Annotated in this window: 14 protein-coding genes; 5 read left to right on the top strand and 9 right to left on the bottom strand. The window is 70.6% G+C overall.

What is annotated here, in order from left to right:
• Positions 1-3: 3 nt before the first annotated feature.
• The 4 genes from ABUW04_RS01635 to ABUW04_RS01620 form a co-directional block, all read right to left on the bottom strand.
• Complete coding sequence (locus ABUW04_RS01635; RefSeq protein ID WP_380561929.1) at positions 4-2,955, bottom strand: DEAD/DEAH box helicase; 2,952 nt, start codon at positions 2,953-2,955, stop codon at positions 4-6.
• Between the two features lie 81 nt (positions 2,956-3,036).
• On the bottom strand, positions 3,037-4,125 hold the full coding sequence (locus ABUW04_RS01630) for a protein kinase domain-containing protein (RefSeq protein WP_380561927.1): 1,089 nt from the start codon (positions 4,123-4,125) through the stop codon (positions 3,037-3,039).
• Between the two features lie 62 nt (positions 4,126-4,187).
• The gene (locus tag ABUW04_RS01625; RefSeq protein WP_380561925.1) at positions 4,188-5,903 is read right to left on the bottom strand and encodes an N-6 DNA methylase; all 1,716 of its coding nucleotides are present in this window, start codon (positions 5,901-5,903) and stop codon (positions 4,188-4,190) included.
• Positions 5,904-5,971: 68 nt separating this feature from the next.
• Positions 5,972-8,980: a CHAT domain-containing protein gene (locus ABUW04_RS01620; protein WP_380561923.1), complete on the bottom strand. Its 3,009-nt coding sequence runs from the start codon at positions 8,978-8,980 to the stop codon at positions 5,972-5,974.
• 607 nt (positions 8,981-9,587) lie between these two features.
• On the opposite strand from ABUW04_RS01620, the gene ABUW04_RS01615 reads away from it, so the two are divergent.
• From ABUW04_RS01615 to ABUW04_RS01595, 5 genes are all read left to right on the top strand, one after another.
• A complete protein-coding gene (locus ABUW04_RS01615) occupies positions 9,588-10,451 on the top strand; it encodes a hypothetical protein (protein WP_380561921.1) in 864 nt (287 codons plus the stop codon).
• A 406-nt stretch (positions 10,452-10,857) separates the two neighbouring features.
• Positions 10,858-11,475, top strand: a complete 618-nt coding sequence (locus ABUW04_RS01610) for a flavin reductase family protein (RefSeq protein ID WP_380561919.1) — start codon at positions 10,858-10,860, stop codon at positions 11,473-11,475.
• Between the two features lie 19 nt (positions 11,476-11,494).
• Complete coding sequence (locus ABUW04_RS01605; RefSeq protein ID WP_380563413.1) at positions 11,495-12,403, top strand: Gfo/Idh/MocA family protein; 909 nt, start codon at positions 11,495-11,497, stop codon at positions 12,401-12,403.
• Between the two features lie 37 nt (positions 12,404-12,440).
• The gene (dacB, locus tag ABUW04_RS01600) at positions 12,441-13,748 is read left to right on the top strand and encodes a D-alanyl-D-alanine carboxypeptidase/D-alanyl-D-alanine endopeptidase (RefSeq protein ID WP_380561917.1); all 1,308 of its coding nucleotides are present in this window, start codon (positions 12,441-12,443) and stop codon (positions 13,746-13,748) included.
• A gap of 136 nt (positions 13,749-13,884) precedes the next feature.
• Complete coding sequence (locus ABUW04_RS01595; protein WP_380561915.1) at positions 13,885-14,688, top strand: PIG-L deacetylase family protein; 804 nt, start codon at positions 13,885-13,887, stop codon at positions 14,686-14,688.
• 15 nt (positions 14,689-14,703) lie between these two features.
• On the opposite strand, the gene ABUW04_RS01590 is transcribed toward ABUW04_RS01595, so the two are convergent.
• From ABUW04_RS01590 to ABUW04_RS01570, 5 genes are all read right to left on the bottom strand, one after another.
• On the bottom strand, positions 14,704-16,350 hold the full coding sequence (locus ABUW04_RS01590; RefSeq protein ID WP_380561913.1) for an MFS transporter: 1,647 nt from the start codon (positions 16,348-16,350) through the stop codon (positions 14,704-14,706).
• 92 nt (positions 16,351-16,442) lie between these two features.
• Complete coding sequence (locus tag ABUW04_RS01585) at positions 16,443-16,997, bottom strand: TetR/AcrR family transcriptional regulator (RefSeq protein WP_380561911.1); 555 nt, start codon at positions 16,995-16,997, stop codon at positions 16,443-16,445.
• Between the two features lie 89 nt (positions 16,998-17,086).
• The gene (locus ABUW04_RS01580; RefSeq protein ID WP_380561909.1) at positions 17,087-17,866 is read right to left on the bottom strand and encodes an SWIM zinc finger family protein; all 780 of its coding nucleotides are present in this window, start codon (positions 17,864-17,866) and stop codon (positions 17,087-17,089) included.
• Entirely contained in the window at positions 17,863-21,255 is a 3,393-nt protein-coding gene (locus tag ABUW04_RS01575) for a DEAD/DEAH box helicase (RefSeq protein ID WP_380561907.1), read from the bottom strand. The genes ABUW04_RS01580 and ABUW04_RS01575 overlap by 4 nt, the downstream gene beginning before the upstream one ends.
• Before the next feature lie 132 nt (positions 21,256-21,387).
• A complete protein-coding gene (locus ABUW04_RS01570) occupies positions 21,388-21,783 on the bottom strand; it encodes a cell division protein SepF (protein WP_051726325.1) in 396 nt (131 codons plus the stop codon).
• Positions 21,784-22,073: the final 290 nt, after the last annotated feature.

Below are 22,073 nucleotides of genomic sequence, written 5' to 3'. Positions count from 1 at the left end.
GTGCTACGCGCCCTTCTGCTGGGACCGGGCAGGGCAGAGGACCCCGATGACCCGGACCATCGATTCACCCTGCGTGGCCAGCTGTTCGATCAGCGCGCTGACCTCTATGGCCGTCTTCTCCACACGCTTGTGCTCGTGCTCCTTGCGCATTCCGCTGAAGCTGAGTTGTTCGACCGACGAAAGGCTGGCCTTGCGCCAGGCCTCCAGCCGCTCCTCGTACTCGGCCAACTGCCCCACCAGCGGCGTCTCCTGCTCGGTCCGCAGCTCGGCCAGGTGCCCACGGCTCGCTCGCACCGCCGCCGGGACCAGCGCCTGCAGCGCCGCCTTGTCGCCGGTGAAGGGCGGGTTGACCATCTTCGGCCGGACCCCGGCCCGCTGGAGCACGCCCACCAGGTTGTCGTCGAAGCGCGGCGTGCCGCCGGCCAGGCCCGTCACGCAGGTCCAGGCGAGGACGGTCGGATGGCCCTTGGCGTTGGAGTACATGCCCTGGGTGAGGAACACTGGCTCGCTCACGTCGGCGGTGATGATCGGCGCGGTGTTGCGGGCCAGCTTGACCAGGACCTTGTCGGTGAGCCACTCCACCACCGGGTGCTGGTCCGTCAGATAGCTGACGTCGGGCCAGCCGGAGGTCTCTGTCCGCTCCTGCTTGGTGATCGCACCCCTGCTGCGGTTACCGCTGCGCTCGCGCGCACGGTCAAGCCGTTCCTGGCCGAACTCCTTGTCGAAGGTCACCCGGAGCTGCTTGAGTACGCCACGCTCGTCCAGGTAGGTCTTCGGGAGTACCAGCAGCCGCCGCTGGAGTTCCCGGTCGGGGGTGAAGACCAGCATCTTGGGGTGGTCCTCGTCCCAGCGCTTGCCGATGCGCTGCTCCGGGTTGCCGTAGACCTCGTCCAGGGCCTCCTCGACGAAGGCACGGGTGGACGTGAAGAGCTGCGGCACCTGGTACCTGCTGGACCCGCCTGGCGGGGTGTGGTCGGCCATGAACGCCTCGAAGGGGTCCAGCGGCACGGCCGGGACGACGGTGTCGAACGGTGTGCCCGCCGCCAGGCCGGCCATGATGGCTTCTTCCTCCGCAGCCTCGTCGCGCAAACCGAGGATGGACGCTGCCTCGCCCAGCGTGCGGTGGACCTCGTCCTCCCGCTCCAGCAGGCGCTTGGAAACAGAGCGGTCGGCGGAAGGTCGGTCGGGGTCCTCGTCGTCGGTGAGCAACAGCAGCGCACGGATCTCGGGAGAGTGGATCTGGCCGTAGCGGTCGATGCGGCCGTTGCGCTGCTCGATGGTGATCAGCGACCAGGGCAGGTCGTAGTGGATCATCTGGTGGCACTGGCGGTGCAGGTTGACGCCCTCGGCGGCGATGTCGCCGGTGAGCAGGATCCGCAGGTCGCTGTCGCCGAGACCGAAGTCCTTGACGGTGCGCTGCTGTTCGTCGTCGGACAGGCCGCCGTGCAGCTGGCGGACGGCGCCCGCCGACGACTCGCGGCTCGGTCCGAAGCCGAGGGCGCTCGGCAGAGTGTCCTGCAGTATTTGCAGCGTGGCGCGGCGCTCGGAGAAGATGACCACGCGCGTGTCGGACTTCGGCCCGACGCCGATCGCCTTGAGTTCCTGGACCAGCCGCTGGTACTTCACCGCCTCGTCGATGTCGATGGCCTCGGCGAGGATGCCCAGCGTGACCAGGGCCGCGCGCTCGGCACTGCGGTCCTCCGGCTTCCCCTTCTGCTTGTCGTCATCGATCTTTGTGATCCGGTTGTTGACCGTCTCGGCCAGCGCGGCGTGCGAGGAGAGGAAGGCCTTGAGCAGGGTGAAGGGGAAGAGGCGTGCGCCCTTGCCTGTCACCGGCGGGGTCCGGCCGTCCTTCGGGTGGATCCACACGTCGTAGAGCTCGTCGAACACCTGCTGCTCGGCCGGGCTCGCGGTGCACTCGATGGAGATCGGCGGGTTCCGGGTGGCCCACTTGTGGCCGATCTCGGCGGACACGTCCGGGGACATCTTGTGCCGCCGGATGTAGAGGTGTTCGAGCTGCGTCTCGTCGTAGTCGCTGGTGTCGGGGATGGCGGTCGGGTCGAGCATGCTCAGCAGCTCGCCGAAGGACTCCCGCTGACCGTTGTGCGGAGTGGCACTGGCCAGGATCAGCGCGTCCGTCTTGGGCGCGAGCAGCTGCGCGAGCCGGTTGTTCTTGGTCCCGGCGTTGATGAGCTTGTGGGACTCGTCGATCACGACTGCGTCCCAGGTGACCTGCATCAAGTGGCTGCGCCAGCGGTCGGAGCGCAGCGTGTCGATCGAGATGATGGCCCGCTTGTAGTACGAGAATGGGTTGCGCCCGGCCGGGATGTCGTTCTTGATCCGCTCGATGCCGGCCGAGTCCAGCCGCACCAGCGGGATCGCGAACCGGGTCCACAGCTCGTGCTGGAACTGCTCCAGGATGTGTTTGGGCGTCACCACCAGGATGCGTTCGCCGCGCCCGCGCCGGATCAGCTCGGACAGCAGTAGCCCTACCTCCAGCGTCTTGCCGAGGCCGACCGCGTCCGCGATCAGCAGCCGGGGACGCAGCGCGCGCAGCGCGGCCTTGGCCGGCTCGCGCTGGTAGGCGAGGTCGTCGACGAGGTGCGTGCCGACGGTCGCGAGGCGCTGCTCGGACTGGGGGAGCGGCGTCTTGCGGATCAGCGCGTCGATGAACAGCCGCGAACGGCGGCACTCGGGGGAGTCGTCGGGGACGAGCTCGGTGTCCTCCGGGCGTAGCGGGGTGACCTGGTCCAGGTCGTCGTGGACGAAGAAGACCGCGCGCTGGTCGCGGACCAGTGCGGAGGTACCCTGAACGTCCAGCCGGGTTCCGTCGTGGACGGTCTCGGCGACCTCAACCACCAGCCAGTCCTCGCAGCGGGCACGGACCTGCATGCCGGGGGCGAACTTGGCTCCGCCCGGCATGCTGCCTGACGCACTGTCGGTGACGGTGGTCACGGGCGGGTCTCCTTCGATAGGTGCAGGTACATGTGCGGGTGATGCAGGGGCCGGGACGAGGGCGGGCGGGTCTGGTGCTCCTCAACCGCCGTAGTCACCGCGACGGTCCTCTATGCGGTCGCGCCATCGCGTCGCCCAGCGCGCGGGTTCGGGCTCCACCTGGGCCGCGGGTTCAGGCACGGGACGTGCTGCGGGCTGGGGCTCGGCGAGCTGAGGAGCCTTCGCTGAGGCTACCGCCTGAAGCGGCTCGGGCTCCTGGGCAGGCAAGATGTCGGCGGCATCGAGCGGCGTCGCCGCGCGCTCGCGGACCTCGGAGAGGAACGCCTCCGGCAGTGGTGGATAGGCCTGGCCGTCCGTCGGAATGCCGTAGTCGAGCAGCCGCCCCATGGCCTCCTCCAGGACGCTCTGTGCCGTGGGCCGGTCCTCGGCGTCGAACGCCAGGGTGTGGGTGACCAGGTCGGACAGCTCGGCCGGAAGGTCCGTCAGGTCGGGTGGGCTGTCGAGTGTCCGCTGCGCCGGCATCTGGGCGTAGAAAGCGACGTGGCCGGTCGCGGCGTGGACGAGCGTCGCGCCGAGGCTGTAGACGTCGGCCGCTTCGCTGGCCTGGCGGGAGTCCGCAGCCTGTTCGGGGGCCATGTAGGCGAGGGTGCCGAGCGCGGAGCTGGATGTGGTGAGGCCGGTACTACCGCTGACATGCGAGATGCCGAAGTCGATGACCCGCACGCCGTCCGCGGCCACCAGCACGTTCCCCGGCTTCAGGTCACGGTGGAGCAACCGCACCGAGTGGACGTGCATCAGTGCGTCGGCCAGCCCCGCCGCCAGCCACCACCCGCCCAGTTCGCTCACCGGGCCGTGCTGCTGGATCAGTTCCAGCAGCGAGGGAGCGTGGATGTACTGGGTGGCGATCCATGGCTGGGCGGCCTTGGGGTCCGCGTCGACCAGTGCGGCGGTGTGAAAGCCGCCGACGCGGCGGATCGCCTCGAGCTCCTGGGCGAAGCGCCGGCGGAAGTAGTCGTCCTCGGCGATGTGGGGCCGGACGACCTTGACCGCGACCGGGCGGGTCGCCCGGTAGCCCAGGTAGACGATGCCCATCGACCCCTGACCCAGTCGGCCGGCCAGCCGGAACGGCCCAACCGTCGTCGGATCGCCCGCTGTCAGCGGCTTCAGCACCCTTGCCCCCGTGGTCCTGCCCTGTCGTGTACGGACGGAGGCGAGGTTATCAGCGAAGTGCGTCATCTCTGGCGCGCCTTCCGGGACTTGGGATCCACGGGCGGAAGCAGGGCACCGTTCGTCAGCCCGTCGTGTGCCAGCGCACTCGCACGGCCGCCGAGAGCCGTGACCTGGCGAAGCCGATCCTCGAAGGCGGCCAGGTGACGGAAGGCCGCTCCGTATTCCTGCTGCCGTTGCAGCTCCATCTGCGGGAGTTGCGCGCTGCGGGCGTCCAGGCGGTAGCTGCCACTGGCGGTGGTGCTCCGGCGGGTGTTGGCCGTGCTGCGCAGGAATCCGCGCAGGTAGTCGGTGTCGAGCCGGTCCGTGAGCGAGGTCGGTTCGGATCCGTCGAGGTCGACCAGGCTTCCACGGACGAGGTCGCTGAGGCCGACCGGCGCACCGTCCAGGCGGCCCGGGCCGGCGGGGAGTTCGGGCAGCAGGTCGATGAGGTCGAGCGCCAGGCGGCGGACCTCGTCTCGGAGGGCCGCGTACTCGACGGGGTAGTCGCTGCTGTCGGCGATGACGTAGCGGCTGGGGGTGAGGTCGACATCGTCGTCCAGGATGTCGATGGGCGGGACGTCGGCGACCTGCTCCTGTGTCGGGGCAACGCCGTTGGCATCGAGGTCCTCGGGGTCGACGGCACTGAGGTCGACCATCCGGATGTGGGTGGGTTCCGGGTCCTCGGCGAGGGGCCGTCGCAGGATCCACAGGTGCACGGGCAGAGAGTGGTGGGAGGCCAGGCCGGATGGCAGAGCCACGACCGAGGACAGAAGACCCTGTCGGACGAGTTCGGCGCGAATGCGGCGACCTGTTCGGCGGTAGGCCACGGAGGCGGGTAGAAGCAGCATGGCCAAGCCGCCCGGGGCGGTGTGGGCGTAGCAGTGCTGCACCCAGGCGAGTTCGCTCTCCGAGCGCGGGGGGACACCCAGTTCCCAGCGCGGGTCCAGCAGGAGGGTGTCACGTCCCCAGTCGGCCACGCCCACGGGAGGCTCACAGACGACCAGGTCGGCGCACAGCTCGGGAAGGAGGTCCTGGCGCAGGGAGTCACCACAGGCGACCGTTGCGGACCCACCTGTGAGCCGCGCGCGGAGCACAGCGACAGCCGCAGTGTCGGAACTGGCATCCTGCCCGTAGCGATCGGCTGAGGATGGACCGGAAGCGAGCAGGAGCGTGCCCATGCCGCAGGCGGGGTCGTAGACGCTACGCGGGGAAGGGGTGTCTACCGTCTCGGTGACGGACCCGGCGAGCGTGGCGAATTCCGCGACGATCCGGGCGAGGCGCGCGGGCGTCATGGGCTCACCGCCGCTGCGGGCGGTCGAGGTGGTGACACGCTCGACGAGGCCCTCGAAAAGAGGTCGTGCCCCGCGGTCGCCCACCAGAGAGGTGACGACAGTTGTTGCAGAGTCAGCCAGGGGTTCGATGTCTGCTGCTCTGTCGTCCGGGAGTAGTCGCGCGCCGACTCCGCGGAGCGCCGCGGTGAGATCGTCGCCGTACTGGGCGCGGAGCTCGCGCCACAGGTCGACCTCACCCGAGGGTTCCTGGCCCTTGCCCTGTCGGTCCAGCCACTGCCGAACCTCGGCGAGGTCGAAGAGCGGGCTGGTGCCGGTGCCGGCTGTCGGGCGGGGGAAGTCCGGGTAGCGGCGACGCCAGTTGGATACGGCAGCTCGTGTCACTCCGGCGAATCGGGCTATCTCGGCAGCCGTGACGACCGCCGTCGCGGTGGACTCGTCAGCTGCCATGCCCAGACTGTACACAGGGGTAACGCTGAGGGCAAGATCTTCCGTTGACAGTGCTAACAGACGTTACTTCACCATACGAGCCCACTGAGACGGTATCCGGCCCAATGGTACGAGGCAGGCCTGGACCCGACCCCGGGATGCAGGTCGAGATCCTCCCTCCAGGTCACCTGTTCGGCGTCCAGCACCCGTTCGGCCTTCCAGGCGACGTCGTCCGGGCTTGCCGAGCGCCAGCGGGCGAAGCGGATATAGTCCACAGCCCGACGATGAGCGGCGGTCACCTGCTCCCCGGTCGCGATTCCGGAGTGCAGCAGGGTCATGAAAACACTGGCCACGAGGTCTGACACGGGCCAGAGCGTCGACAGAGTGGCACGTGCTCCTCCTGCAAGGAGTGCCGCATCCACGGCCCGGTAGTGCTGAAGGGCCAACTCGGTCTGGGGGTAGGCGCCGGATCCGCAGCTGGCAAGCACCACCAGCTCCACTCCCTGGAAGTGCCCCTGCTCCATCAGGTGGGCCACCGTGAGCCGCCCAGAGCCCCCGTCAGCAGGAGACAGAGCGAGCCCGGAGGCGAAGCGGTTCGACTCGTTGACGCAGTGCGAGGCGATATGGACGACGGACGCATGGCGGGCGTGGCGCAGGACTGCGCTGGGGGTGGCATGCCCGTCTGTCAGGACGGTCACGCCCCCGTGGAGGCGGTCAATGGTCCTGGCCTCCAACTGTCCACCGCTGAGATCCGCACCGTACGACACCAGCAGGACGCGGCCGTCCGGTAGCGGAGCCGGCAACCTGGCGAGCTTGCCGAGGACCTGTGCGGTGGGTGCGTAGGTCACGCTCTCGAAGCAGTCGAGCAGCAACGGCGCGTCGGAATCGCTTGAGACAGGTGCGGCGTGCAGTGGCAGCAGGTCGAGCAGCCAGGTCGGGCTGAGAACCAGATGGCGTACCCCCTCGGCGTCCAACGCGTCGTGCAGAGGGCCCGCGATCTCGGCCGACCAGCGGCGGAGATCCTCCGCACGCCTCGGGGAATACGCCGAAACCCCGTCGGACGGACTGACCCATTCCCTGATACTGCGGTGCAGCGCTTGCAGTTCGAGGTGAGGCAGCCGGATGAGGCCTGTCCGGGTCGATCCCCCGTCCGTGCGAGCCCAGGCCACGCACGGCCGGCTTGGCTCGTCCAGGATGACGTGCGCCATCGCGCGATCGTCCCCGCCGAGCACCTCCAGCCGAGAGCCCAGTATGCCGCTGGGTGTGGCAGCGCCGGACCGGGCTGCGGCGCGCTCCGGTCGCCGCTTTGCCCGGAGAACCGACTGCCTGACCCTGAGCGTTTCCTCGGCTTGCCGGACAGCCTGATCCCTTTTGGCCCCGGCACGGCCGTCCACAAGGTAGTCCTCGACGGCTGTGCGCCGTGCACGGGCGAGTGCGGTCGCAGCGCGCTGGACGGCGTTCCACGCAGCGCGGGCTTCTGCTGTTGGGACGATGTCGACGGTGAGGCGTCCGAGGGCGTCGTCAAGGTCCTCGGCCTTGGCGTACTCGGCCGCGGTGAAGGCGACGGCGGCTTGCACCTCGGTGTCTGCAGGCCAGAGTCCCGGGAGCACTGTCGCGGGGTCACCCCCGGTCAGCACACGCAATGCGTCCGTGGCACTCTCCGCAACGGCATCGGCGAGCTCTTCCTTGATGTGGATGGAGACCGTGGTCAGCACGCGGGGTGTACTGTCACCAGCTCCCTGTCGGAGGAAATCCACCCGGACTACGTGCGCTCGTGCCAGCAGCAGGAGTTCGCAGGCGCCGTCGATGTCCGACAGGCTGTAGGTGTACATGACGGATACGGCTCCGAGGCCGGAGGAGTCCGACGGAAGAAGGAGCTCGATAGTGCACAGGTTCCCGGTCGTCGGCAACAGCCGGAGGCCGTAGGCGGCACCGTCATGGATTCGTCGGACTGCCTCCACGGCGTACTCGTCCTCGACGGTGGCATACCACCAGGGGAGCGCTCCGAGCCGGGTGTGGAAGGACCAGAAGCCCTCCGAGATCAACCTTCGGGCCATCCACGCGGGTGCGGGAACCAGCCCGGCCAGTGCTGTCCCTGGAGGCGGATCATCGCGCAGCCGTGCCCCCACCTGCGGTACGGAGGCAGGGAAGGCTGTCTCCATGGTGTGTATTCGCAGGTAGTTGTCCAGGCATTCGTCCTGGAACCCGGTGTCCGCTCCGGGGCGGCCCTGCAGGAGTGAGACCTCGAATGCGGTCAGTTTCTCCAGGACCTCCACCAGAGCGTGCCGCTTCCCGAGGATCACCTGCTCGAGGGCCTCAGTGGCCTCGGTTCCGATGGCCGTCCGTAGGCCTTCGGCCTGCTTGCTGAAACTTCCCTCAGCTGCACGGAAGGCGTTGAGCTCCGCAAGGAATTCTATGAGGTGCGGCGGATCGTGTGCCTCCACCGGCAGGACCGAGGAGTGCTCTGCGAGGGTCCTGAGCGTCAGTTCCTTGACCCGATCCTGGTGGTAGAGGTGGGCGTACATGTACTCGGCGTGCCGCGAACCCGTCGACTGCGATCGCCCGACGTGGGAGAAGCCCACGAAGGCGTTCGTGGGAAGGCTGGTCAACTCGGCCAGTACTTCTGCGTCTTCACCGACGGACCAGCGCCTCTGTACTTCCAGGGCCGTCGCCGCCGAACCGATCTGCTGGGCGCGAAGCGCACACCACCAGCTGATGAGCCCTTCACGAAGGGCGGCGAGTTCCATGGGCAGCGTGTGGACTGCCGGATGGTGCCGCAGAGCTGTGAGTACCTCCTGCACAAGCGACTCAGCGAGTCCATTGTCCTGAAGCTCCGGGTGCGCACTGTTCCTGAGGTGGGCCACGATCTGCTGGTTCGACTTGGAGCCGACCTCCGCCACAGCGATCTGCAGGACGATCAGAGCCCTCGGGAGCGCCCCCGGAGACCGTGCCCACTCGCCCGTAGGGGTCTGTCGGGTCCCAGGGTGGAGGAAGTGCTTGAGAACGCCCTTGGCAAGATCCTCCCACCATGCCGACCGCAGGACATCAAGGGGAGTCATCCTGATGGCCTCTCGGGACACGGCCTCCCGACTCGTCATGAGCCAACCCTCCTCTGTCGATGCGGTGAAGACGCGGGAACGACCTGATTCTTCGCGGCGTCAGTTTCGCATGACAGGGCCGGTATCGCGGGGCCGTTCGACCGGAGCCGGTCCGGCCGCGGCGGTCCGTGATCACAGAACGGCATACTCCTGCCCGGATCCCACCGACCGTGCGCGAAGCTGCTCCCATGACTTCTCCGATTCGGACGACTCCGGTGACCAGCGCAGGAGCATCTCCCACCGGCGGCGATGCTCCCACGCTCTCGTCCGCCGCAGCACAAAGCTGGTTCTGCACGAGGCTCCCGGTGCTGCGTCGACGTGCGGATCGGGAGGGATGGCGTGAGCGGCTGGAAGCGGAGGTCCGCGCCAACCGGCAGGGCCAGCCTGCCCTGGAGTCCATGCGGAACCTCGCACTGGACCCCGTCGGAGCCCATCGCAACGGCAGTCCCTTGGCCTTCGACGACATGTGGGAGTCGTCCCCGGCTGAAGTCCACTACCGTTGCCCCCGGTTCATCTGTTCCGACCGTGGCCGCAACGAGGACGCCACTGAGCCGTGGTGCCACGTCGAGGACAACCCCCTGCTCCCTGCCTCGTCGGCGTCGGGGTCGTGATGGAAAGCATTCTTTCGGGGCTCAGTGAGAAGGTCACGGAGCGTTGGGCCGCACTGCTCGTGCTTCCGGGCATCGCCTTTGCCATGACGCTGCTTCTGGCTTGCTGGCTGCGCCCACTGGGCGCTACCCGGCAGGCTGACCCACACGCGGTCGTGGGAAGACTGGACATGTTGCCTCACGGTTGGCTCAGGGGTGAGACTCACCAGGTTGTGTTGGTGGGTGCGGGGGTGCTGGTTGCCTTGGTGTCGGCAGCGGCCGCGAACGAGCTGAGCCGGTTCATCGGCCGGTTCTGGCTGGGACGTCATCGCGGGATTGCTTGGCTGATGCGTCGGCCTCTAGCCCGTCGGCGTACCAGGGCACGGGCCGCGGTGACCGATGCGGCGAGGTACAGGGTTCCCGAGATCTACCTTCCGACAAGGGCCACGCGCATTGGTGACTGCTTCCTGCTTGTGCAGCGTCGCGTCCAGGTGCAGTACGCGGTCGATCTGGGGCGACTTTGGCCTCGCGTGTGGCAGCTATGCGGCGAAGGTGAGCGCGTGCTGACGCAACAGGCATGGGATCAGTACTCTGCTGCAGCAGTGCGTGCCGCTTGGTCGGTTGGGTACTTCGTGTTGGCCCTGTACTGGTGGCCGGCCGTGTTCATCGGCGTGCTCCTGGGTCCGACTGCGTGCGTGGTCGCACGGCGGTCGGCTGCGGGATTCGCCATGGCTGTCGAATCATTGGTGGACCTCAAGATCAGTGAGACTGCCACCGTTCTGGGTGTTCCCCTGCCTCAGGGCCGATTCACGCGAGCGGAGGGAGCAGTCCTTGAGAGCATCTTCGACAAGGGGAGCATGATTCCCGTCCCTCCCGTGCTCTGATTGTCTCGTCTCTACTTTCCTTCGCGACGCGGTTCGCCCTTGTGGCTCTGCATCAGTATGTCAGCGGTGGTATGCCGGGATTCTGGGGATGACCATGCTGGCTGCGCGCGAATCGACCTTGATCCACAAGCCCTGGACGCCATCGCGTTCTGCAACAGCGCTCGGCGCAGGTGACAGGCCCCTCCAGTGAAGAATCAATGACGTCATACGTTTGGAAGAAAGCAGCGCAGTCCGCGTTTCCTCCAGGGCTACAGTGGGCTCGGTCGCCATGGTGGCTCTGCTGTACTGGCTGGGCGGAGGGCCTTCCCTGTCAGGGGAGAAGCGTGTGAGTGAGGGCGTATCCGCAGCTCAGGGCGGTATGGCTGCCCATATAGGATGCAGCGCGGCGGCCCAGCATAATGACTGCATGCGTATCGACTTCGACCCCGAGGACCTCGGGACACCAGCGTTCTACAAGCTGCTCACCGCCGTCGTGGTACCTCGCCCGATCGCCTGGGTGTCCACTATGTCCGCAAATGGAACAGCTGCAAACTTGGCACCGCACTCGTTCTTCACCGTCGCCTGCACCGCGCCGCCCATCGTGCAGTTCACCTCGGTGGGGCGCAAGGACACGCTGCTGAACGTGGAGGCCACCGGCGAGTTCGTGGTCAACTTCGCGCCGGAGTGGATGTTCGAGCAGATCAATGAGACCGGGACGAACTTTCCGCACGGGATGGACGAGTTCGAGGCGGTCGGGGTCGAGCGGGAGGCGTCGCTGCGGGTGAAGCCGCCGCGGGTGGCCGGGTCGCCGGTGGCGCTGGAGTGCCGGCTGCACAGCACGCTGTGCCTGGGGAACTCCACGGTGGTTTTCGGCGAGGTGCTGCATGCGGCGGTGAGTGACGAGGTGCTGGTGGACGGGCACCCGGAGGTCACCAGGCTGCGGCCGTTGTCTCGGCTGGGGAAGAACGAGTGGGGGCTCACCGAGGGAATCCGGGAGCTGGCCCGGATCCCGTTCGGGGAGTGGGAGAAGAAGCATGAGCAGTGAGACGGGGAAGGGTCGAGCGCTGCGGGTCGGCGTCATCGGGCTGGGCGACATCGCGCAGAAGGCCTATCTGCCGGTCCTGACCGCCGGGCCCAGTCTGGATCTCAAGCTGATGACGCGCGACCAGGACAAGCTGGACCGGATCGGCGACCAGTACCGGCTGAGTGCACGCCACACCGACCTGCAGTCGCTGCTGGACGACGGCCTGGACGCGGCGTTCGTGCACGCCAGTACCACTGCGCATGTGCCGATCGTGACGCAGCTGCTCGACGCCGGCGTGGATGTCTATGTCGACAAACCGCTCGACTACACCGTCGAGGGCGCGCGGAAGCTGGTCGAGCTCGCCGAGTCCGCCGGCCGTTCGCTGATGGTGGGATTCAACCGGCGCCTGGCACCCGGCTACGCCCAGTGCCTGGAGCGGCCGCGTGACCTGGTGGTGCTTCAGAAGAACCGCGAGGCGCTGCCGGAGGCACCGCGCAGCTTCGTCTTCGACGACTTCGTGCACGTCGTGGACACCCTGCGGTTCCTGGTCCCCGGCGAGATCGAGCAGTCGTCGGTCCGCTTCCGGGTCCGCGAAGGGCTGCTGCAGCACCTGGTGCTGGAACTGTCCGGCGACGGGTTCACGGCGCTGGGCATCATGAACCGCGCCAGCGGTTCGACCGAGGAGGTCCTGGAGGTCTCCGGCCAGAACTCCAAGCGGCAGGTGGTCAACCTGGCCGAGGTCGTCGACCACCGCGGGCAGCCGACGGTGCGGCGCCGGGGCGACTGGGTGCCGGTGGCCCGGCAGCGCGGTATCGAGCAGGCCTGCCACGTGTTCCTGGACGCGCTGCGCCGGGGCCGGCGGCTGGACGCCTGGGACGCGCTGCGCACCCATGAGCTGTGCGAGTGGATCGTCCAGCAGGTGGAAGGTCGGGACGTCCCGGCGCGTTGACCTCGGGCTGCAACTGACGGACTGTCATCATCCTGGGATGATCATGGTCCGGCGTTCTCGGCGGGGCGGTGGCGGCGGGCTCAGGTTCGCAGCCACCTCGCTCGCCCTGGCGGTCGCGGCCGCCGCTGCCCCCACCGCCACCCTGCGGGCCGCCGCGGCGACAGCAGGCGCGGACTCCGCCGACCGCACCATCGCCCAGCGGCTCCAGCAGCGCTTCCCGCAGGCAGGCTTGGGCTCCGGACGGGTCGGCCAGGTGTTGGACGCCGGCTCGGGGCGGACAGTGTGGTCCTCTGGAGCGGGGCTCGGACGGATGCCGGCCTCCACGATGAAGCTTGCCACCGCCGTGACCGCGCTGACGGTGCTGGGCCCGGACCACACCGAGCGCACCCGCACCGTGTACGCCGACGGGACGCTCTACCTGGTGGGCGGCGGGGACCAGCGCCTGGACCGGGCCGGACTGGGCCGGCTCGCCGCGGACACCGCGCGGGAGCTCAAGAGCCGCAGGCTCGCTGTGCACGCGCTGCGGGTGGACGACTCGCTCTTCCCGGCCCCGACGCTCAGCCCGGGCTGGCAGCCCGGCTACCTCCCCTACGAGGTGGCGCCGGTGCGGGCGCTGGCCCTGTGCGGGGACCGCGTCGGCGACACCGCCCTGGCCGCCGGCGACGTGTTCGCCGGCGCGCTGGCCAAGGCCGGAGTCGCGGTGCCGCCCGGCCCACTGCGTCACGCTGTCGCACCGGCGGTGGACGGGGGAGGCGGGGGCGACGGGGGAGCGGTGCTGCTGGCCTCGCGGACCTCGGTGCCGCTGTGGAACGCGGTCGAGTACATGCTGAAGGTGAGTGACAACAACATCGCCGAGGGGCTGTTGCGGCTCGCCGCGCTGGGCCGGGGCCGTCCGGCGACCTGGCAGGGCGGTACCGCCGTGGTCCGCCAGGTGCTGGACGGGTACGGGGTGCCGCTCGGCGGGGTGCGCATCCTGGACGGCAGCGGCCTGTCCCGCCAGGACCGGATGACGGCCGCCGCGCTGGCCGACCTGGCCGCCCTCGCCGTGGACCCGGGCCGGCACCGGACGCTCTGGCCCCTGCTGGAGGGACTGCCGATCGCAGGCCGGGACGGCACCCTCGCCGCGCGTCTGCACCGCTTCGACTCCCCGCCGAGCAGCTGCGCCGCGGGCAGGGTCCACGCCAAGACCGGGACCCTGCACGACAGCACCGCGCTGGCCGGGGTGGCCCGGGGCAGTGACGGGCGCTGGAAGGCCTTCGCCTTCGTGGAGAACGGATCGGTCCACAAGAGCCAGGCACGCAGCGGGCTGGACCGGCTCGCGGCGACGGTCACCGGGTGCTGGTGACCTGCCAGCGGTAACCGGGTGCTGGTGACCGGCCCCGCCGGAGAGGCCGCCATCCCTGGCGATGTCGGTCCTGTTGGCTACGCTGGGCTTCTCGCCACCGGTCTGCACCGGTGCGGGCAGCACGAGGAGGATGCCGATGGACCGACCCCACGGCCTGATGGCCGTTCATGCGCATCCGGACGACGAGTCCTTGTGGACCGGCGGCGTACTGGCGCAGCATGCCGCCGAGGGCCGCCGCACCGCGGTCGTGACCTGCACCGACGGGGAGTTCGCCGACGGGACGTCGTTCGCCGGGCCCGGCACCCGGGCCAAGGAGCTGGCGCAGGCGCTGGCGGCGCTGGGGGTCGGCGAGTCGGGGATCCTTCCGTACGGCGACTCGGGGCACCTCGGGCGCGGGCGGGGGAGCCTGTGCGAGGCCCCCTTCGACGACCTGGTGGCCGATCTGGTGGCCCGGATCCGGTCCTTCCGTCCCTCGGCGGTGGCGACCTATGACGCCAACGGGATGTACGGGCATCCGGACCACGTCCGGGTGCACCGTGCGGTGCTGGTCGCGGTGGAGGCGGCGGCCTGCCCCTACCAGTGGCCCGACGCGGGCCCCGCCTGGGAGGTGGAGTCGCTGTGGTTGGCCACCGTCCCGGAGTCGCTGGTGCGCACCCTGACCGAGCTGGGTCTGGAGACGCCGCTGCCGTCCACCCCCGACTCCCGGATCGCCGCCGCCGTCGACGTGCGGCCCTGGCTGGACGTCAAGTGGGAGGCGGTGCGGGCGCATGTCTCGGAGTTCGCACGCGGTGCGCGGATCGCCGCCTTCGAGGAGCCGCAGCTGCGTGAGCTCTGCCTGGGCACAGAATGGTTTCTGCACCGACCCGGCCCCGGGGCGGCGCACCCCGGGGCCGGGGGCGCACGGGGGTCCCGGCGATTGCTCGCCGATCCCGTGCGCTGAGCCCCCGACGGTCCGTCAGGCTGCGTTGCGCAGGCGGGGGAGCGAGGCGTCGGCGTCGGTCCGGTCGGTCTGCGGGTCGGCTTCCGTGGCGTTGTCGGCCGACAGGTCCGCCGACCCGGCCCCGGCCGAGCGCGCACCGCGAAGCAGCATCCAGACCAGCACGGACGCCCCGACCAGCAGCAGCCCCGCGAGCACCGCAGCCAGGTTCATGCCGTGGACGAACGCCTGTCGGGCACTGTCCAGCAGCGCGTCGCCGGTCGCGGACGGCAGCGTCGCGGCGACGTGCACCGCCCCGCCGATCGAGTTCTCCGCCTCGGTCGCGTCCGGGCCGCTGAGCCCGGCGGGCAGTACCAGCCCGGACCGGTAGACGGCCGCCAGCACCGAGCCGACCAGAGCGATGCCCAGGGCGGTGCCCAACTCGTAGGCGGTCTCGGAGACCGCGCTGGCGGCGCCGGCCTTGTCCTCGGGCGCCGAACCCAGCACGATCGTGGTCGACAGCGCGTAGACGATGCCCTCGGCCAGTCCGGTGGCCAGGAAGGCCACCGCGATCAGCAGGTACGAGGTCTCCGCGTGCACCCAGCCCAGCGCGCCCAGGCCCAGGCCCATGGCCAGCAGACCGCCGGCGAGGGTGGCCCGGCTGCCGAACCTGCGGGCCAGGTAGGCGGCGGTCAGGCCGCCGACGACGGAGCCGGCGAAGGCGGGCAGGTCGGCCAGTCCGGCCTGCAGCGGCGAGTAGCCGCGCACCAGCTGGAAGTACTGGGAGAGGAAGAACACCACTCCGGCCAGGCCGATCAGCGCGATCAGCGCGCCCAGCGCCGCCGCGGTGAAGCGCCGGTCGGCGAACAGCCGCACGTCCAGCAGCGGCACCGGCAGGCGCAGCTGCCGGCGCACGAACCAGTACAGGCAGCCGACGCCCAGCACGGCCGCCGCGATCACCGCGGGCTGCAGCGCCTGGCCCACGGCCGCCTCCTTGACGGCGTAGACCACGGCGATGATCCCCACCAGGGACAGGCCCACGCTGGGCAGGTCCCAGGCGGCGGCGTTGCCGTCCTTGGACTCGGGCAGCACGCGCCAGCCCAGGAGCAGCAGCAGGACCACGATCGGGATGTTGATCATGAAGACCGAGCCCCACCAGAAGTGCTCCAGCAGCAGTCCGCCCAGCAGCGGCCCCACCGCCGCGCCCGCGGTCGCGGCGGCGCCCCAGATGCCGATGGCCCGGGCGCGTTCGCGGTCGTCGGGGAAGAGGTCGCGGATCAGGGCCAGGGTGGAGGGCATGATGGTGGCGCCGGCGACGCCGAGCAGGGCGCGGGCGGCGATCAGCCAGCCGGCGCCGGGTGCGTAGGCGGCCAGCAGCGAGGCGGCGCCGAATGCGGCGGTGCCGATCAGCAGCAGTCGCTTGCGGCCGATGCGGTCGCTGAGCGAGCCCATGCTGACCAGCAGTCCGGCCAGGACGAAGGAGTAGCTGTCGCCGATCCACAGCAGCTGGGTGGACGAGGGGTCCAGGCTCTGGCTGATGAAGGGGATGGCGAGGAACAGCACGGTGGCGTCGACGGCCACCAGGAGGACGGCCAGGACGAGGACGGACAGTGCGACCCAGCGCGCCCGGCCGGGTGTATGTCGGTAGGCGGACGTGGTCTGCGGTACGGCGGGAATGGTGGTCATGGCAGGGGTCCTTCGGGGTTCTGCTGCGTCTGTGGGGTGCTGAGTGGGTGCGCGCTGCGGGGCTGCGCGGGTGTGCGGCTGTGGGGGCCGGGTTACGGCTGCTGGTCCCGCCTGAGTGCGCCGCCGAGGAAGAGTTCGGTCAGCGCGGTGGTGCTGGCGCGGGGCGCCAGCCGGCCCTCCTGGACGGCCCAGCCGACACCGGCGAGCAGGTCGAAGAAGGCTTCGCTGAGCCAGGCCGCGGGCAGTTCGACCCGGAAGGCGCCGGACTGCTGGCCGCGCAGGAACAGGTCGGCCACCCGGGCGTCCATCCGCTCCCAGGACGCCCAGATCTCGCTGTCGTCGAACAGCCGGCTCTCACCGGTCAGGAAGGCCGCCTCGGCGGCGTGCGGGACGGCGGCGTCGGCCAGCCGGCGTACGGCCTGGACCGGGTCGCCGTCCTCGATGGCGGCGGCGTCCAGTGCTGCGGAGATGCGGCGCAGGGCCAGTCCGGCCGCCTCCCGGACGAGGGCGTCGCGTCCGGGGAAGAGCCGGTGCAGGGTGGCCCGGCTGATCCCGGCGGCGCGGGCGATGTCGTCCATGGCCGCAGTCGGCTGCCGGGACAGGATGCCCACGGCTGCCAGCAGTACGGAGTCACGGTCGGTTGCCATGAGGCAATGCTAGCGCAAGTGCGACAGTCATGTCTCATCAGATACAAGATTGTCTCCCCCGGGTGGGGTCGAGCCGGGCGAGCGGCCCTTCAGTCCATGAAGGCCTCGTAGGCGGGGAGCAGCAGCGTCTCCAGGGACTTTCCGCGGATCAGGATCCCGGAGGACCCCAACTGCTCGGGTGCCGCACCGGCGGTACCGTCCTGGTCGGCGGACAGGGCCCGGTGCTGCTCGCCCTCGGTCCAGAAGTCGTCGAGGCGCTGCTCCAGTGGGAGCTCCGGTATCGCCGGGGTGGTGGCCGCCACCGGGTCCTCGGCCGCCGCGCGGCGCTGGGCCAGGTGTCGCAGCAACCGCTGGTGGTCACGTCCGCGCCAGGCGGTGAGCAGGAACGGATCGGCGTCGAAGGCCGCCGCCAGGGCGCCGAGCACCGCCGCGAGATGCCGGCAGGCCGACCACTGCGGGCAGGAGCACTCCAGCGCGAGATCCGACGCGCGCACCGGGAGCAGCGACAGGCCGGCCCGGGCCAGTACGCCCTCCAGTCCCGCCGGGAACTCCCCGTCCAGCAGAGCCTCCCTGATCTGGCCGTCCTGGCTCAGGGCCTGCTCGGCCCTGGCCCACTGCCGGGCGTCGTACACCGGCAGCTCGACCCAGACGTCGAAACCGCGCCCGTCGGAGCCGGCCACCCGGGCCCCGACCAGGCCCGCGGACACCGTCAGCTCGGAGACCTGGGGCACCGGCGGGGCCAGCTGCTCCATCCGGAACACCCCCAGCGCCTCCAATCGGGCCAGGAACCGCCGTGACCAGGCACCACCCGCACCAGGAGTCGCGCCCGCGCCCCCGCCCGCGCCTGCACCCGCGCTGTCCGCGCTCATCTCTCGCTCACCGCGTCCTCCGTCAGCGCGAGCACCTCGCGCAGTGCGTCCGTCGACAGGTCGCCGAGGTCGCCCAGCCAGCTCTCGCCCGAGCCGACCACCGCGTCCGCCAGGGCCCGCTTCTCCTCGATCATGGCGTCCACCCGCTCCTCCACCGTGCCGACGCAGACGAAGCGGCGCACCTGTACGTCGCGCTGCTGGCCCAGGCGGAAGGCGCGGTCGGTGGCCTGGTCCTCGACCGCCGGGTTCCACCAGCGGTCCATGTGGATGACCTGGTTGGCTGCGGTCAGGTTCAGCCCCACGCCGCCGGCGCGCAGCGACAGCAGGAACACCGAGGGGCCGTCGGGGTCCTGGAAGCGGTCCACGGCGGCGTCGCGCTGACGTTTGGTCATCCCGCCGTGCAGGAACAGCACCTCGCTGTCCAGCCGCTCGGCCAGGTAGGGCTGCAGCAGCGCGCCGAACTCGGTGTACTGGGTGAAGCAGAGCGTGCGGTCGCCCTCGGCCAGCGCCTCCTCCAGGGTGTCCTCCAGCCGGGCCAGCTTTCCGGAGCGGCCGGAGAGCTGAGGGGGACGGCCCGGCGCCCCGCCCTCGCCGGAGTAGTGCGCCGGATGGTTGCAGATCTGCTTGAGCCGGGTGAGTGCCGCCAGGACCAGGCCGCGCCGCTGCACGGTGTGGCCCGGGTCGAGTCTGGCGCGTTCCATCCGGGCCAGCAGGTCCTCGACCACCGCCTGGTAGAGGGCGGCCTGTTCGGCCGTCAGATTGCACAGCACCGTCATCTCCTGCTTGCCGGGCAGGTCCGCCGCCACCAGCGGGTCGGTCTTGGAGCGGCGCAGCACGAAGGGGCGGGTGCGGCGCAGCAGGTCGGCGGTGGCCCGGCGGCTGGCGTTGCGTTCGATGGGCACCGAGTAGCGCTCCTTGAAGCCCTCGGCCGACCCGAACAGCCCCGGGTTGGCGAAGTCCAGCACCGAGTGCAGCTCGGCGAGCCGGTTCTCCACCGGGGTGCCGGTCAGGGCCAGCCGCTGCAGGGCCGGGAGTTCGCGGATCGCCCGCGACTGCTGGGTGGCTCCGTTCTTGATGTGGTGCGCCTCGTCGGCCACCACCCGGCGCCAGGCCACCGCCCGCAGGGCGGTGAAGTCCCGTTGGACCAGGCCGTAGGTGGTGACCACCACATCGGTCCCGGCCACGGCGCGGGCCAGTCCGGCGCCGTCGGCGCGACCGGAGCCGTGGTGGACGTGGACCTGCAGGGCCGGCGCGAAGCGGGCGCACTCCCGGGTCCAGTTGCCCACCAGCGACATGGGGCAGACCACCAGCGTCGGGCCGGGACGTCGGCCGCGCGCCGCCGCCTCGGCGTGCTCGACCGCCAGCAGCGCGAGGGTCTGCACGGTCTTACCGAGGCCCATGTCGTCGGCCAGCACCCCGCCCAGGCCCAGCCGTGACAGGAACACCAGCCAGGCCAGACCGCGCTCCTGGTAGGGGCGCAGCACCGCGCCGAAGTCGGCGGGCAGTGCCACCGGCTCGGGGGACAGGCCCTTCGCGGCGGCCCGGTCCGCCCCCGCCGGGGAGGCGTCCGAGGCGTCATCGGTGTCGTCCGCGGCGTCCAGGGCCGGGCGGACCTGGCGGAGCAGTTCGCCGAGGCGGCCCTCGGCGTCGGTGAACAGCACCGGCAGTCCGGTGCCCGGCTCCCTGCCGTCCAGTGCGATCCGCAGCAGCTCGCCCGGTGCCATCAGTCCCTCGGCGCGCCGGGCCAGGAAGGCGGCCGCGGCGGCGATCCTGGCCGGATCGGCCTCGAACCAGCGGCCCCGGATGCGGACCAGCGTGTGCTTGGCGGCGGCCAGTTCCTTGAGTTCCTCGTCGCTGATGGGCTCGCCGCCCAGGGCCGCGCTCCAGCGGAACTCGACCAGGTCCTCCCGGGCGAGCAGGCTCTCGCGTTCGACCACTCCGGCCTGGACGGCGCCGCCGGTCAGTGCCAGGCCGAGCGTGGGCGGCCGGGCCCACCAGACCGGCAGCAGCACCCCGAACCCGGCAGCGGCCAGTGCCGGGGCGGTGTCGCGCAGGAAGGCAAGCGCTCCGGCCCGGTCCAGGCCCAGTCGGCTGGGCCGGTGCTGCTCCAGCAGCGGATCGAGTTCCGGGCAGCACTGGACGGCCCGCTCCAGTTCGGCCTGGAAGGCCTGGTGCGGTCGGTCGACCAGGCGCAGCAGTGGTGCGGCGGCCGCTCCGCCCTCCCACAGCTGGGCGGCGTCGACCCGTACTGAGGGGTCGTCACGGCACTGAAGGGTCAGTTCCAGCAGCCAGTGGTCGTCCTCGGCCCGGTCGGTCTCACCGTCGACCTCAAGGTTGGGGTCAACCTCAGGCTTAGCTTGAGACATGGTCCGTCCGGCGCCTGCGACCAGGTCGGCAGCGGCCCCCGGATCCCAGCCGTCCTCGAACGGCTCCGCCAGCCGGAAGACCAGCCGCAGCGGCCCGCGCTCGGCGGTGGCTGATCGGTGCCAGGCCGTCAGCCGGGATTCCACCAGGGCCAGTTCGGCCCGGTCGGCGCCCAGTACCTGCCCGCTGGGGGAGGTGAGCGCGGCCAGCCAGTGTTCGGCGGCGGTCGCCGCGGGGCGGCTGCGGCCGCGGCTCTGCGGCAGCAGGCCGGAGCGCTCGGACAGCACCGCGCGCACCTCGCAGTCGACCAGCACCGCCAGCAGTTCCGTCACCAGGGCGGCGCCGGTGCGTCCGCCCCCGCTCCCGGAGGCGTCGCTCCCAGGACCCGCCGCCGGTGCCTCGGCGCGGCACACCGGCGGGCAGTCCGCCGCCAGCGCCGCGGCCTCGCGCCGGGCCGCCCCGTCGGCCGCAGGGACCCAGCGCGCCCAAGGACCCGGCTCGGTACTCGGCCCGTCGCCCGGTTCCCGGTCCGCGAGGCCCGGCAGCACCCGGCCGCGGCCGACCAGGCGCCAGGCCAGGTCGTGCACCCGGGTCAGCCAGCGCAGCGAGGCGCCGTAGGGGGCCTCGACCGGGCCGGCGCCCGGCAGGTCCGGCTGCAGCACCGCGTTCCCGGGGTCGTGGAGCTCGCCGAGCAGTTGCGCCGCCTGCGCGGGGGTGAACAGCAGGCAGGGGACCCGCCAGGGCAGCAGGCGGACCCCGGCCGGGGAGCCGCCGCGCAGCGGGCCGACCAGTTCGGGGGAGGGCAGCGGCACGCCCTCGCGGGTGGGCAGCAGGAGGGCGCACACGCCGGGCTCGGCCTGTTCGACCAGCCACTCCAGGCCCGGGCCGACCGCGGCCAGCAGGCCGCGGACCGCGACCGGGTCCACGCCGTAGCGGCCCTGGTGGGCGGTGCCGTCCTCGGCCCACAGGGCCAGCCGCCGGTCGGCCCGCCACAGTCCGTGCAGCACCCACATGGTCGCGATCACCCCTGCTCCGGATCAGAAAAAGGCTGGTGGCCCAGGGGGAAACCCTGGGCCACCAGCCTACGGAGCACCACTGACAACGGACGGCCGACGGTCATCGGCCCCGGTCGGGTCGCAGTGTTCTGGTCGTGGCGGTCAGCTCTGGTTGTAGAAGCCCGAGCTGTCGTCGGCGCCGTCGATCACCAGGACCTCGACCTCGGGCGGCGCGAGCAGGAACACCCGGCGGGCGATCCGCTCGATGCTGCCGCGGGTACCGAAGGTCAGCCCGGAGGCGAAGTCCACCAGGCGCTTGGCGTCGCCGTCGGTCATCTCGGTGAGGTCCATGATCACCGGTGTGCCGACCCGGACGTGCTCACCGATGATCCGTGCCGACTCGAAGCCGGTCGGGCGCACCGAGGTGATCTGCGGCGCGTGCGGTGCCGGGACCAGTTCGGGAGAGTCCCAGGGCTCTTCGTAGTCGGGCACCGCCACCGGATAGTTCCCGGAGGGCGCCAGCCACCCGCGGTAGTCGTCACGCAGTGCTGCTCCCATGCCGTACCTCCCCATCCGTCCTGCTGCCCCGTGTTATTTCCGTGCCCGGTGTTTCTGGACAGTCCCACCGTGCTGTCCGAGTATCGCATTGATCACCGACATAGCACCCGTACGGATGCTTCGGCGCGCCGTTTGTATCAACTGATCTGACGTTCTGTTCGGACGCGCGATCGAATCTGTTGGTTCCATTCGAACGGATGTACTAAAACCCGTTCACTGAAACTGCTGACTTCCCCAACGGTCCGGTTGTGCCACGTCAGACGCGGGCAGCATTCCCGAATCGCCTGCGG

The organism is Streptacidiphilus jeojiensis (assembly GCF_042510965.1).
Classification (GTDB): domain Bacteria; phylum Actinomycetota; class Actinomycetes; order Streptomycetales; family Streptomycetaceae; genus Streptacidiphilus; species Streptacidiphilus jeojiensis.
This window is presented reverse-complemented; position numbering and strand designations above follow the sequence as displayed.